This window comes from Mesorhizobium sp. 43Arga (assembly GCF_053714255.1).
Genome location: NZ_JBSKBO010000007.1, coordinates 211,169 through 224,993 on the forward strand (window position 1 = coordinate 211,169; position 13,825 = coordinate 224,993).

11 protein-coding genes are annotated in these 13,825 nt (G+C 64.0%); 7 read left to right on the top strand and 4 right to left on the bottom strand.

Features of this window, described 5'->3' with window-relative positions:
- The first annotated feature begins 5 nt into the window (after nucleotides 1-5).
- Both ACWGS8_RS23985 and ACWGS8_RS23990 read left to right on the top strand, forming a co-directional pair.
- Complete coding sequence (locus tag ACWGS8_RS23985) at nucleotides 6-1,019, top strand: type II secretion system F family protein (RefSeq protein ID WP_454583233.1); 1,014 nt, start codon at nucleotides 6-8, stop codon at nucleotides 1,017-1,019.
- A gap of 9 nt (nucleotides 1,020-1,028) precedes the next feature.
- Nucleotides 1,029-2,051 (top strand): type II secretion system F family protein, encoded by a 1,023-nt coding sequence (locus ACWGS8_RS23990; RefSeq protein WP_454583234.1) that lies wholly within the window; start codon nucleotides 1,029-1,031, stop codon nucleotides 2,049-2,051.
- Between the two features lie 86 nt (nucleotides 2,052-2,137).
- Here the strand turns inward: ACWGS8_RS23990 and ACWGS8_RS23995 are convergent, their stop codons facing one another.
- Complete coding sequence (locus ACWGS8_RS23995; protein ID WP_454583338.1) at nucleotides 2,138-2,959, bottom strand: tetratricopeptide repeat protein; 822 nt, start codon at nucleotides 2,957-2,959, stop codon at nucleotides 2,138-2,140.
- Between the two features lie 131 nt (nucleotides 2,960-3,090).
- On the opposite strand from ACWGS8_RS23995, the gene ACWGS8_RS24000 reads away from it, so the two are divergent.
- The 5 genes from ACWGS8_RS24000 to pdeM all read left to right on the top strand — a co-directional run bounded on the left by ACWGS8_RS24000 (nucleotide 3,091) and on the right by pdeM (nucleotide 9,119).
- On the top strand, nucleotides 3,091-4,455 hold the full coding sequence (locus ACWGS8_RS24000) for a leucyl aminopeptidase family protein (RefSeq protein ID WP_454583235.1): 1,365 nt from the start codon (nucleotides 3,091-3,093) through the stop codon (nucleotides 4,453-4,455).
- A 77-nt stretch (nucleotides 4,456-4,532) separates the two neighbouring features.
- Nucleotides 4,533-4,883, top strand: coding sequence for a MarR family winged helix-turn-helix transcriptional regulator (locus ACWGS8_RS24005; RefSeq protein ID WP_454583236.1), 351 nt, complete (start codon nucleotides 4,533-4,535; stop codon nucleotides 4,881-4,883).
- A gap of 30 nt (nucleotides 4,884-4,913) precedes the next feature.
- Complete coding sequence (locus ACWGS8_RS24010) at nucleotides 4,914-5,774, top strand: C40 family peptidase (RefSeq protein WP_454583237.1); 861 nt, start codon at nucleotides 4,914-4,916, stop codon at nucleotides 5,772-5,774.
- Nucleotides 5,775-5,871: 97 nt separating this feature from the next.
- Nucleotides 5,872-8,406, top strand: coding sequence for a ligase-associated DNA damage response DEXH box helicase (locus ACWGS8_RS24015; protein WP_454583339.1), 2,535 nt, complete (start codon nucleotides 5,872-5,874; stop codon nucleotides 8,404-8,406).
- Nucleotides 8,403-9,119 (top strand): ligase-associated DNA damage response endonuclease PdeM, encoded by a 717-nt coding sequence (pdeM, locus tag ACWGS8_RS24020; protein WP_454583238.1) that lies wholly within the window; start codon nucleotides 8,403-8,405, stop codon nucleotides 9,117-9,119. The genes ACWGS8_RS24015 and pdeM overlap by 4 nt, the downstream gene beginning before the upstream one ends.
- A gap of 2 nt (nucleotides 9,120-9,121) precedes the next feature.
- Here pdeM and ACWGS8_RS24025 read toward each other — a convergent pair whose 3' ends face one another.
- From ACWGS8_RS24025 to ACWGS8_RS24035, 3 genes are read right to left on the bottom strand one after another with little or no spacing between them, the layout of a single operon-like run.
- Nucleotides 9,122-10,057, bottom strand: coding sequence for a dimethyl sulfoxide reductase anchor subunit family protein (locus ACWGS8_RS24025; protein WP_454583239.1), 936 nt, complete (start codon nucleotides 10,055-10,057; stop codon nucleotides 9,122-9,124).
- Between the two features lie 2 nt (nucleotides 10,058-10,059).
- On the bottom strand, nucleotides 10,060-10,794 hold the full coding sequence (locus ACWGS8_RS24030) for a 4Fe-4S dicluster domain-containing protein (protein ID WP_454583240.1): 735 nt from the start codon (nucleotides 10,792-10,794) through the stop codon (nucleotides 10,060-10,062).
- A complete protein-coding gene (locus ACWGS8_RS24035; protein ID WP_454583241.1) occupies nucleotides 10,791-13,721 on the bottom strand; it encodes a molybdopterin oxidoreductase family protein in 2,931 nt (976 codons plus the stop codon). The genes ACWGS8_RS24030 and ACWGS8_RS24035 overlap by 4 nt, the downstream gene beginning before the upstream one ends.
- Between the last annotated feature and the right edge of the window lie 104 nt (nucleotides 13,722-13,825).

Sequence of the window (13,825 nt, forward strand, 5' to 3'; positions counted from 1 at the left end):
GGTCGATGTTTGGAATTGACGGCACCGTACTGGCGTTTGTCGTACTCGCCGGCTTCAGCGCCGGCGCGGTCGCCTATGCATTCCTGTTCACCCAGATCAGCAATGAGAAACAGGCAGGCAAGCGGCTGGAGACGATCAAGGCCGCCGAGACGGACCGGTCCATCATCAAGGCCACCCGCGACCGCGCGACGGATGCGGCCAAGCGCCGAAAATCCGTGCAGGATTCGCTGAAGGAACTCGATGAGAAGCAGAAGACCAAGGACAGCGCCATCAAGAAGCCGCCGCTGAAGGCGCAACTCCGGCAGGCCGGGATGAAAGTCTCGATCGAGCGCTTCTACATCTATTCCGCCATATGCGGTCTGGCGCTGACGGTGGTCGCATTCGTGGTCGGCGCGCCGATGCTGGTCTTGCCTGGTGTGCTGTTGGCTGGCGCGCTCGGCCTGCCGCGCTGGTTCGTATCGTTTCGCCGCACGCGCCGGGTCAAGGCATTCCTCAACGAATTTCCAAACGCGCTCGACATCATCGTGCGAGCGGTCAAATCCGGCCTGCCGCTGAACGATGCGGTGCGCCTGATCGCCAACGAATCCCCCGAGCCGGTGAAGATGGAGTTTCGCCGTATCGTCGATTCGCAGCAGATGGGCATTTCGATCCCCGACGCGGCCTTGCGCATGCCCGAAACCATGCCGTGCACCGAGGCGAGTTTCTTCGGCATCGTCATCCAGATACAGTCGCAGGCCGGCGGCAATCTTTCCGAGGCGCTGGGCAACCTTTCGCGCGTCCTTCGTGATCGCAAGAAGATGAAAGCCAAGGTGCAGGCGCTGTCCATGGAGGCGAAGGCGTCCGCCGCCATCATCGGCGCGCTGCCCTTCATCGTTGCCTTTCTCGTCTATCTTTCCAGTCCCGACTATCTGATGCCGCTGTTCAACACCAGCGTTGGCAATCTGATACTGGGTTGTGCCGCTGTCTGGATGTCGATCGGCATCCTGGTCATGCGCAAGATGATGAACTTTGAAGTCTAGGGCCGTGGCATGACCGAACAAGTCATCAAATCACTGACGGACCCCAGCCTGCTGATCGCGCTGCTGGTCGGCATCGCCGTCTTCGCGACGGTCTTTACATTGCTGCCGGCATTCGGCGGAAACCAGCTCAAGTCGCGCATGAAGTCGGTCGCGCTGGAGCGCGACGAGCTTCGCGCCAAGCAGCGCGCCCGGCTCGCCAGCGAGGCCGATCGCCGCCGCAAGGGCCTGCGCGAGCAACAGTCGGTCGGCATGCGCAACATCGTCGATCGGCTCGACCTGCGGCGCGCACTGGCCGACGAGAGCACCTTGCAGAAGCTCAAGGTCGCCGGCTTTCGCGGCCAGAACCCGCTGACGCGGTTTCTCTTCTTCCGCTTGGTGCTGCCTTTTGTCGGCTTCGCGCTGGGTCTGGTTTACATATTCGTGCTTGGAGGATTGCCCGACAAACCCCTGGTCATCCGGCTGTTCGTCTGCATCCTGGTCGCCTATGGCGGCTTCTACGCGCCGGTCGTCTACGTCAATAATCGCGCCACCAAGCGGAAGCAGTCGATCCAGATGGCGTGGCCGGACGCGCTGGACCTGATGCTGATCTGCGTTGAGTCGGGCATGTCGGTGGAGGCAGCGCTGCGCAAGGTCGCCGATGAGATCGGCGCTCAGTCGGTGGCTCTGGCGGAAGAATTCATCCTGACCAACGCCGAGCTCTCCTATCTGCAGGAACGCAAGCAGGCCTATGAGAATCTTGCGAACCGTACCGGTCTGGAATCGGTCAAATCGGTGTCGCAGGCGCTCGTCCAGGCCGAACGCTACGGCACGCCCGTGGCGCACGCATTGCGCGTGCTTGCCGCTGAAAGCCGGGACCAGCGCATGAATGCCGCCGAAAAGAAGGCCGCCGCCTTGCCGCCCAAGCTCACCGTGCCGATGATCCTGTTCTTCCTGCCGGTGCTTTTCGCCATCATCCTGGGCCCTGCCGGCATCCAGGTCAGCCAGCGCGGCATCTTCGGCGATCATTCGGGATCGTCATCATCGGCCAAGTAGCGGCGAGGCACGCCAAGAAAACGAAGAGGCCGCGCTGAGTTCAGCGCGGCTCTTTGTCCAATTGGGAGCCTTTGCAGCTCGTCGCCTCAGTTGGTTGCAGCCTTCGACTTGTCCTGATCCTTGAGCTGTCTCCAGGCATTCTGCTGCGCAAGCATCTGCCTGAGATAAGCGACATTGGCCTGCGCCTGCTCGGGCGAAAGCTCCTGCGAGGCGATTTTCTCGGCTTCGTCGAAGCGGCCCTGCAGGCCGACGACCAGCGCCAGGTTTTGGCGGACGCGGCTGTCGGCATTGGGCTGCTGGGCGGCCGAACGCATATAGGTTTCCGCTGTGCGCAGATCTCCTTCCAGCACGTAGGACATGCCGAGATTGGAGAGAATCGAGGGCTCGTTCGGCTTGAGCTCGAGCGCCTTGCGGTAAAGCTGGCGCGCATCGTCCTTCTGGCCGAGCTGGTCAAGGATGGCCGCTTCCGCCGACACCAGTTTCCAGTCGGGATATTCCGGCGTCTGTGCACGGCGCACGGCGTCGAGCGCTGCTTCGAACTGACCATTGGCGGCCAGTGCCTTGCCATAGGCGGCGAGCACGTCACGATCCTTTGGGTAGGCGATCGCCAGTTTGCGCATCACGGCAAGCGACTGGTCGGCATCGCCGTCCATCTGCAGCGCGGCCGCGAAGTTGGTTGCGATTCGCTTGTCGTTGGGATTCCTGGAGTAGGACTGGCCGAGGGCAGCCGTGGCATTGTGCACTTCTCCCGCCGACATGCTGTCCAGCGGCTTGCCGCTGGTACGACCGATCGAGCCGGTCGTCATCCTGCTGGTTCCGCACCCGGCGACGGCAGCCGCGAGCGCCAGCATGAGGGCCGTGGTGACGAACCGTTTTCCCCTGGCATTCACTGTGCGGTTTGTCGGCATCGACACCTAAGCCTCCATTCATACGCGCGGCCATTGCGTGGCCATCTTCCCTCCCGAAGAAATATTCTGTTAACCCTAACGGAGGGTTAAGAAGCGCCGACTCGCGAAGGGTCGGCAGGAGAGAACATCGAATGCCTGTCGAACTCGTCGAGACGAAATTGCAAGGTGCGCTGCCGGTGCATCTGGTGGCCCGTGACGGCCTGGAGGCCGTGGGCCTTGCGCCATCTGCCGTCGCATGGGCCAAGGCCAACGGCTTTTCCGGCGAGGCGGGCAGGACCCTCGCCGTGCCCGGCGAAAACGGCGCGCTTGCCGGCGCGCTGTTCGGCATCGGCGACGGGGAGGGCGCGCTCGCGCTCGGTGCACTGTCGAAAACCCTGCCGGAAGGCGACTGGCATTTCGCCTCCATTCCCGCCGAGCCGGAACTCGCGGCAATCGCGCTGGCGCTAGGAGGCTATGTCTTTACCCGTTACGGCAAGAAGCCGGGCAAGGCGCTGCGTTTCGACGTGCCGGCCGGTGTCGACGCGGCGCGCGTTCGCCGCATCGCCGATGGCGTCTTCCTGGCCCGTGATCTGGTCAACACACCGACCAGCGACATGGGGCCGGATGATCTGGAGAAGGCGGCGCGCACGCTGGCCGCGGCTCACAAGGCCGAAGTCTCCGTCATCAAGGGCGACGAGCTGCTGGCGCGGAACTTCCCGATGATCCACGCGGTCGGCCGTGCTTCGACCGGCGCGCCGCGCCTGATCGACATGATCTGGGGGCAACCGGGGGCGCCTAAGGTGACGCTGGTCGGCAAGGGCGTCTGCTTCGACACAGGCGGTCTCGACATCAAGCCGTCATCCGGCATGCTCTTGATGAAGAAGGACATGGGCGGTGCCGCCAATGTGCTTGGTCTGGCCTCGATGATCATGGCCGCCGGGCTGAACGTGCGGCTGCGCGTGCTGATCCCCGCGGTCGAGAACTCGATTGCCGGCAACGCTTTTCGACCCGGCGACGTGTTGACGAGCCGCAAGGGCATCAGTGTCGAGATCGGCAACACCGACGCCGAAGGCAGGCTCGTGCTCGGCGACGCGCTGGCGCTGGCCGATGACGAGGAGCCGCAGCTGCTGGTCGACATGGCGACACTGACCGGAGCGGCCCGCGTCGCGCTTGGCCCCGATCTGCCGCCTTTCTATACCAGCGACGAGGCGCTGGCCTTAGACCTCGCCACGGCGTCGCTGGCGGTCGAGGATCCGCTGTGGCGCATGCCATTGTGGCGGCCCTACGACGCGAAACTGTCGTCGAAGATCGCCGACATCAACAATGTCACCACGGATGGTTTCGCCGGTTCGATCACGGCGGCGCTGTTCCTCAAGCGCTTTGTCGAGAAGACGGCGAGCTGGGCGCATTTCGACATCTTTGCCTGGAACCCCGCCGACCGTGCGTACGGCCCCCCCGGCGGCGAGGCGCAAGGCATTCGTGCGCTCGAGCGGATCATCTCGACGCGCTTTGGCTGATGGGTGGCAGCAAGCAGAGCCGGCAAATCGCTGAAAACTGAAACGGAACCGAAACAATTTGCCGTCATGCTGGCGCGATGTCGATTGCGATGCGCCCGAGCCAGGCCTTGCGACTGTGGCAGCAGGTCATGCTGTCGCAGGTGCGCGACGACGCGCCAGACCTGACCATGCGCCAGACGGCGATCCTGTTCACCATCTATCTCGATCCGCCTCCGCACACGGTGCGCGGGCTGGCCGCCCGCCTCAATGTCACCAAGCCGGTGATCACCCGCGCGCTCGACACCATGGGCGCGCTGAAGCTGGTGTCGCGCCATCGCGACGAACTCGACAAGCGCAACGTGCTGATCAAGCGCACGGTCGAGGGCGCGCTCTTTGTCGAGCGCTTCGGCGATGGTATTATCGCCAGGGCCTATGAACTGCCGATCTGACCGTTTGCCCGTACAACAGGGTTGCCGATTTTGACTGCTCACGATTCCCGTCTCCACGCCTTCCGTTCCGACCTTGCCGACGCAAGGCTGAAAGGCGAGGTTTCCGCTGAGCGTTTTGTCGCCGGCCGGCCGGCGCGGATTTCGGCCTCGGTGGCCGACATCCGCAAGGCGCCGCGTGCGGATGCCGGCATCAACACACAAGCCCTGTTCGGCGACGATGTGCTGGTTTTCGAGGATGCCGAAGGCTGGGCCTGGATCCAGGCCGAACGCGATGGCTATGTCGGCTATGTCGCGGCAACTGAGCTAGGCGGACGGGACCACGCGCCCACCCATATCGTCTCGGTGCCTCGCACCTTCCTCTATCCAGGTCCGGATCTGCGCTTTCCGATTGCAGGACAGCTGTCGATGGGATCGACGGTGACGGTGACGGGCGCCGCCGAGACGCGCGGCACGCACTATGCTGTCCTGCCGTCAGGCAAAGCGATCATCGCTGGCCACCTCAGGCCAATTGGCGAAATTGCCGCCGACTATGTCGGGGTCGCCGAAACGTTTCTTGGCACACCCTATCTGTGGGGCGGCGTATCCGGCTTCGGCATCGACTGTTCCGGCCTGGTGCAACTGGCGATGCGCATGACGGGCGAAAATGTGCTGCGCGATTCCGACATGCAGGCGTCAAGCATCGGCGAGCCGCTCGAACCGGGTCCGGATTATGCCGGATTGCGCCGGGGCGACCTCGTCTTCTGGAAAGGCCATGTCGCCGTCATGACCGATGCCGAGACCATGATCCATGCCAACGGCCACACCATGCTGGTCTCGCGCGAAGGGCTGAAAGACGCCATCGCCCGGATAGGTTATCTCTATGGCGGGCCGACCGGGTTTCGCAGGCCGTGATCTTTCCTTCTCCCCGTAAACGGGGCGAGGAATGCTACGATCCCCTTTTGTTCCGATTTTGCTTGGCGATTGCCCGTGGCCGCGCTACCTCTGGCGCGTGACAGTTGAGCCGCGCCTTGCCGAGCAGAATGCCGCCATTGCCCTGCCCGAGCCGTTCCTCAGATGGTTTGGGGAAAAGGGCTGGTCGCCGCGCGCCCATCAGATCGAATTGCTGGCGAAGGCCCAAAGCGGCCAATCGGTGCTTTTGATCGCGCCGACCGGGGCCGGCAAGACGTTGGCCGGTTTCCTGCCGTCGCTGACTGAACTGGCCGTCAGGCCAAGGCGAAAGCCGGGGCAGGCGCATCGCGGCATCCACACGCTCTACATCTCGCCGCTCAAGGCGCTGGCCGTCGACATCGAGCGCAATCTCGGCAAGCCGGTCGAGGAGATCGGTCTGCCGATCAGCATCGAGACGCGCACCGGCGATACGCCTTCCCACAAGCGCCAGCGCCAGAAGCTGGCGCCGCCGGATATTCTGCTGACCACGCCCGAGCAACTCGCGTTGCTGATCGCGGCCGGCGATGCCAGACGTTTCTTCGAAGATTTGCGCTATGTCGTGCTCGACGAATTGCATTCTCTGGTGACGTCGAAACGCGGCCATCTCTTGGCGCTCGGCCTGGCGCGGCTGCGCAGCTTTGTGCCCGGCCTGCAGACAATCGGCCTGTCGGCTACGGTGGCCGAACCGGACGAATTGCGGCGCTGGCTGGTGAGCCAGAATCCACCCGGCGACATGTCCGAATTGATCGTCGTCACGGGCGGCGCGAAGCCTGAGATTTCCATCCTCGATTCCGAAGAGCACGTGCCGTGGGCAGGGCATTCGGCCCGCTATGCCACGCCGGAGATTTATCGCGAGATCAAGCGCCACAAGACGACGCTGCTGTTCGTCAACACCCGCAGCCAGGCGGAACTATTGTTCCAGGAATTGTGGCGGGTCAACGAGGATACCTTACCGATCGCGCTTCATCATGGCTCACTCGATGTCGCCCAGCGACGGCGCGTCGAAAAGGCGATGGGCGAGAACGCGCTTCGCGCCATTGTCGCCACCTCGACGCTCGATCTCGGCATCGACTGGGGTGATGTCGACCTGGTCGTGCATGTCGGCGCGCCGAAGGGGGCGAGCCGGCTGGCGCAGCGCATCGGCCGCGCCAACCACCGCATGGACGAACCGTCCAAGGCGATCCTCATTCCCGCCAATCGCTTCGAGGTGCTGGAATGCCGGGCCGCGCTCGACGCCAACTATCTTGGCGCACAGGATACACCGCCGCTGGTCGATGGCGGCCTCGATGTGCTGGCGCAACATGTGCTCGGCTGCGCCTGTGGCGCAGCCTTCCGCGCCGATGATCTGTTCGAGGAAGTGCGAACGGCGGCACCCTATGCCAGCCTCGATCGGCCGACCTTCGACCGCGTTATCGATTTCGTCGCCACCGGCGGTTACGCGCTGAAGAACTATGAGCGTTACGCCCGGATCCGCCTGAACAAGGATGGACTATGGCGGGTTTCCAATCCGCGCGTTGCCCAGCAATACAGGCTTAATGTCGGTACTATCATCGAAGTGCCGGCGCTTAACGTGCGTTACGTCAAGGCTGGCAGCAAAGGCTCGGCCACGCGCGGCGGCAGCGTTCTCGGCAAGATCGAGGAGGCTTTCCTCGAAACGCTGACGCACGGCGACACCTTCATGTTTGCCGGCAAGGTGCTGCGCTTCGAAGGCATTCGCGAGAACGAATGCTTCGTGTCGAACGCGCCCGGCAGCGATGCCAAGGTGCCCTACTATGGTGGCGGCAAGTTTCCGCTTTCGACCTATCTCGCCGAACAGGTCCGCATCATGCTGGACGATCCGCAACGCTGGAAGAAGCTGCCCGAGCAGGTGGCCGACTGGCTGAGATTCCAGGCCGACAAGTCGGTGCTGCCCAAACGCGATGACCTGCTGATCGAGACCTTTCCGCGCGGCAACCGCCATTATCTGGTCGCCTATCCCTTCGAAGGCAGGCTGGCCCACCAGACGCTCGGCATGCTGCTCACCCGCCGACTCGACAGGGCAGGCGCAAGGCCGCTCGGCTTCGTCGCCACCGACTATGCGCTGGCCATATGGTCGCTGGGTGACATGGGCGCGATGTTCAAAGCTCGAAAACCGTCGCTCGGTGCACTGTTCGATCAGGACATGCTGGGCGATGATCTAGAAGCCTGGCTGGCCGACAGCTGGCTGCTCAAGCGCACCTTCCGCAACTGCGCGCTGATTTCGGGACTGATCGAGAAACGCCATCCGGGTCAGGAGAAAAGCGGCCGTCAGGTCACCGTGTCGACCGACCTCATCTACGACGTGCTGCGCAGCCACGAACCGGACCATATCTTGCTTCAGGCGACACGCGCCGATGCTGCGGCCGGTTTGCTCGATGTCAGCAGACTTGCCGACATGCTCTCGCGCATCCAGGGTCGAATCATGCATAAGGATCTGGAGCAGATTTCGCCACTGGCCGTGCCCATAATGCTCGAGATCGGCAAGATGCCCGTGAATGGCGAAGCCGATGAGACCTTGCTGATGGACGCGGCGACGCTGGTCGAGGAGGCCATGGGGCCGGAAATGGTCGAGGAATGAATTTTTCGCTGGCACGCGCATCGCTGGTTGCCGAGGCCGACCTGGTCGCCGTCGCCGGCGAGAGCGCGGTCTGCGATCCGCGCGGCGTGCTCTATTTTCCCGAGATCAGGCTGCTGGCGGTCTCCGATCTGCATCTGGAAAAAGGCTCGTCGCTGGCAAGGCGCGGCACGCTGATCCCGCCCTATGACACCGGCGCGACCTTGCTCAGACTGCAGGCGGTCATATCGGACTACCAGCCGTCGATCGTCATCAGCCTGGGCGACTCCTTTCACGATGGCGGCGGCGCCGAACGCATGCATGCGAGTTTTCGCGAGCGGCTGGAAGCGCTGATGGCAGGCCGCGACTGGTTCTGGGTCGCCGGCAATCACGATCCGGAAGCGCCGGCCGATCTTCCTGGTGAAACGGTGCGGGAACTGGCCATCGGTTCGCTGCTGTTCCGGCATGAGCCGTCCAAGGTGCGCGTCGAGGGCGAGATTGCAGGCCATCTCCATCCCTGCGCGCGCATCGTTCAGCGCGGCCGTTCGGTGCGGAGGCGCTGCTTTGCCGGCGACGGCGGTCGCATGATCATGCCGGCCTTCGGCGCCTATACCGGCTCGCTCAACGTGCTCGACCGCGCCTATGCCGGGCTGTTCCGGCTGGAATCGCTGATGGCCTATATGCTTGGCGCCGACCGCATCTTCGCCATCTCCCGCTCGATGCTGCGGCCGGGCTGACCTCAACGTCCGTAGTACAGGGTCACCGTGTGCTTCGCCTCGGCGAAGAACAGCCAACGCTCGACCAGCATGCCGGCGAACTGGACGATCGCGGCGAGCACCGACGGCACTGCCGCATAGGGCCAGGGCAAGGCAAAGGTTGCGGCGAGCAGCAGGACGGGCAGGGCGAAGGCCAATGCCTGTGTGAGCATGCGTAGCTTCGCACCGTGCTTGCGCGCGATGCGAAAACCCATTTCCTTGAGCAGGTAGTTTTCCTCGGTATGCGGCCATTCCAGCGACCGCACGGTGCCACCGGCCAGTCCGGTCGCGGTGTTGGCGGTGGCCGCAATCTCGAGCCGGTCATTGTGCCGCCAGGTCGCGCGCTTCCAGCCCCAGCCGGCAAGAGTGGCGAGCAGCGACAATACCAGCATGGCCATCGATCCGATGCCGAAGCCCTGCAGCAGCGCGTTCAACAGAACGCTGCCGGTCATGGCCGCGAAAATCAGATAGGCCGGCAAAGTATAGCGGCTGTGCCACTGGGCGATTGGTTTCAGCGACGCGTAGATCATCCCTGTTGTGCAGACGGTGACCACCGCACCGATGGCGGCCAGCAATCCGGCAATGGCCACCCAGCCGCCCGTGCGGCCAAAGAACATCCAGCCGATGCCGAACAGTCCCGCCGGGATGAAGGTGATGACGGAGGCCAAGCCTTCGCGCGACAGCCAGGAACTGCGCCATTGCGAGAACGCCCGCCAGGCGCGCTCCGGCCTGCCGAGATGCCCGGTCGACGACAGCAGTCCCGCCGCGATCAGGCCGAGCGCCAGCCCCAGGCCGACGAGGCCGAGCCAGAAGTCGGCGGGGACGATCTGCAACCCACCCAGCACGCCAAGCAGTGCGAGCAGGCCGTAGCCGGCCCCCGTGGCGGTGGTGAAGAAGACAACGGAAAAGGCTGGATGCATGGTCAGTTCGAAAGCATGCGATCGACCCAGCCGAGGAAGCCGCCTTCGGCCCGCACCGGCTCCAGCGCCTTTGCCGGCACCGATGCGGCGCGTTGCGTATGAGCGCGCGGCGGCAGATATTTGTTGGTCGGGTGGTAGCCGAGCTCCGGCATCAGGTCGACGCCGCCGCGCTCCGCCACCAGTTGCGAGACTGCGGACAGGGGATCGCCGAGATCGCCGAAATGCCGGGCGCTTGTCGGGCAAGCCGCGACGCAGGCCGGCACACGGTCTTCTTCGGCCAGATTTGCGTTGTAGATGCGGTCGACGCAGAGCGTGCATTTCTTCATCACGCCGACATCGGTGTCGAATTCACGCGCGCCATAGGGGCAGGCCCAGCTGCATAATTTGCAGCCGATGCATTTGTCCTCGTCGACCAGCACGATGCCGTCCGAGGCGCGCTTGTAGGAGGCGCCGGTCGGGCAGACGGTGACGCAGGCCGGCGTCTCGCAATGCAGGCAGGAGCGCGGGAAGTTGACCGTGCGCCCGCCCATCTCTGTCGTGTGTTCGTAACTGTGCACGCGGTTGAACCAGACGCCGTCGGCATGGCCGCCATAGGGGTCGATGTCGGTCAGCGGCGCCATGTGGCCACCAGTGTTCCATTCCTTGCAGGCGGTGACGCAGGCCTGGCAGCCGACGCAGGTGTCGAGATCGATGACGAGACCGAGTTTCTTGCCGGTATGGGCGGGGAGGCAAGTCATTCGGCGGCCTCTCTTGCCCGCCGGAATTCGGCGCCGAAACTCAGCTTGTCGGGCGAAGGCTCGAAATGCGGCGGTTGGCTGAAACGCTCGAATTGCGGCTCGGTGAAGCCGGTTTCCTCATCAGCGCATTTGACGATGCGCACGCGCAGGTCGAACCACGCGGCCTGGCCGGTGACCGGATCGGAGTTCGAATAGCGTTTGCCCTGCGCGTCGGCCGAGGTCTGGTCGCCGATGATATGGTTGAGCAGGAAGCCGCGATTGCTCTCGGCGGCATCGTCCTTGAGGCCCCAGCTGCCGCGCCTTTTGCCGATCGCGTTCCAGGTCCAGACCGTGCTTTCGTTCACCCCGTCGACCAGCTTGATCTGCCCCTTCACCCGGCCATTGATGCTTTCGATCCACACCCAGTCGTCATCGACGAGGCCGAGGCCGGCGCCGGTGCGGTGATGCACGAACAGCCGGTTCTGGCTGGTGATCTGCCGCAGCCACGCATTCTGCGCCCCCCAGGAATGATACATGTGCATCGGTCGCTGCGTCAGCGCGTGCAGCGGGTATTTTTCGACGTCGACCACCGCTTCCTCGAAGGGCACGTGCCAGAACGGCAGCGGATCCATATAGGTCTCGATGCGCTGGCGCTCGGCTTCCGGCGGCAGGACACGGCCATGGCCGCGCGCGGCGAGCCGAAAGCGCTGCAACGGCTCGGAATAGAGCTGGAAGATGATCGGGTCCGCCTTCGGGATGAAACCCATCTGCACCGCGAAATCGAGATAGGAGCGGTTGGCCATCTTGTAGTAGCGCTGGTCGTCGGCGAAGTCGTGATGCCAGAAGCCGCCATTGTCGATGTAGCGTTGCAACTGGTCCGGATTGGCCTCGCCCCTGCCGATCGACGTCCCGTCCTTGCCGCGCCAGCCGGCCAGCGGTCCGATGCCCGGTGTGCGCTCGTGGTTGACGATATAGTCGGCATAGTCGGCATATCTGGCCGATCCGTCCTCATCGACGAAACCGGGCAGGCCGAGCCGGGCGCCCAACTCGATCAGCACCGACTGAAACGGCCTGACGTCGCGGTCCGGCTCGACGACGGGATGGCGGATGGCATCGCCCGGCCCGTCGGCATGGCTGATCGGCCGGTCGAGCAGGCTGATGCAATCATGCCGTTCGAGATAGGTCGTATCCGGCAGTACGAGGTCGGCGAACGGCACTGTCTCGGAATAGTACGCATCGGAATAGATGATGAAGGGGATCTTGTAGTTGCCTGCCTCGTCATGGTCGGTCAGCATACGCATCGTCTCGACCGTGTTCATCGAGGAATTCCACGCCATGTTCGACATGTACATCATCAGCGTGTCGATCGGGTAAGGATCGCCCGCCCAGGCATTGCGGATGACGGTGTGCATCAGGCCGTGGGCGGCGAGCGGCGCGTCCCAGGAATAGGCCTTGTCGATGCGGGTCGGCGTGCCGTCTTCATCGACCAGCAGGTCGTCCGGCCCGCAGACGAAACCAAGCGGCATGCCGTCCAGCGGCGTCATCGGCTTGACGGTCTTGCCGGCGGGTTTCGGGCCTGGTGGCGCCGACCGGGGATAGGGCGGCTTGAAGCGGAAGCCGCCGGGAACATCGATCGTGCCCAGAAGCACTTGCAACAAGTGGATGGCGCGGCAGGAGTGAAAACCGTTCGAATGGGCCGAAATACCGCGCATGGCATGCATCGAAACCGGCCGGCCCTTGATCGTCTCGTGCCGGCGCCCGGCCCAGTCGGTCCACGCCACCGGCAGTTCAATCGCCTCTTCGAAGGCGACATGGGCGAGCTCGGCGGCGATCCGGCGGATCGTATCGGCCGGAATGCCGCAACGCTCAGCGACCGCATCCGGCGCGTAGCTGTCATCGAGATAGCGGTCGGCGATCAATTGGAACACCGGCGTGCAGCGGCGGCCGCCGATTTCGAAGCTGCCGGTCAGCGCCGGCTTTGCTTCCGGCTCGGTCGCCTTGACGGCGGTTTTCGCCATCCTGTCCCAGGCAAGTGGATCGCCGTCGGCGTCCCTGACGAAAAGCCCGTCGTCAGCGGCGCCAGGCTCCTGCACGACGAGGACATGGGCGTTGGTGTAGCGGAGCAAATAATCAAGATCGACGCGGCCGGCCTTCAGCAATTCGTGGATGAGCGCGAAGACGAACAGGCCGTCGGTACCTGGGCGGATGCCGATCCAGTCGTCGGCAATCGCATTGTAGCCGGTGCGGCACGGGTTGATCGACACCACCTTGGCGCCGCGCGCCTTAAGCTTGCCCAGCCCGATCTTGATCGGGTTGGAATCATGGTCCTCGGCGACGCCGAACAGCATGAAGTATCTTGTGTTGTCCCAGTCAGGCTCGCCGAACTCCCAGAACGAGCCGCCGATCGAATAGAGCCCGCCGGCCGCCATGTTGACCGAACAGAAGCCGCCATGGGCGGCGAAATTCGGCGTGCCGAATTGGCTTGCCCACCAGCCGGTCAGCGACTGCGACTGGTCGCGGCCGGTGAAGAAGGCGAGTTTTTTCGGATCGGTGCGGCGAACTGCCGAGAGCCGCTCTGTCGCGATCGAGAACGCTTCTTCCCACTCGATTTCGCGGAACGCGCCGGAGCCGCGCGGCCCGCTGCGCAGCAGCGGCTTCTTCAGCCGGGCGGGGCTGTAATGCTGCATGATGCCGGAACTGCCCTTGCCGCAGATCACGCCGCGATTGACCGGATGGTCCTTGTTGCCGTTGATGTAGCGGACCTTGCCGTCCTTGATATGCACGTCGATGCCGCAGCGGCAGGCGCACATATAGCAGGTCGTCTTGGCGATCCTGTCGGAAATGCCAGGCGAGGTGTCGACGCCGTCGCCTTCATCGGGCGCGCGCGTGTCGGCAAGCGGGCGTTGCGATGGTGCCGAATTCGCGCCGCGCGGCGATGGACGCCTCATGATCCGGATGTGCCCGCGCGACCGGCTGATTTGGCTCGAGTCTTCGGCCCGGGGCCGCGCATGTAATGCTCTTCCGGGTGATAGCGATTACCGGCCAGCCGTCT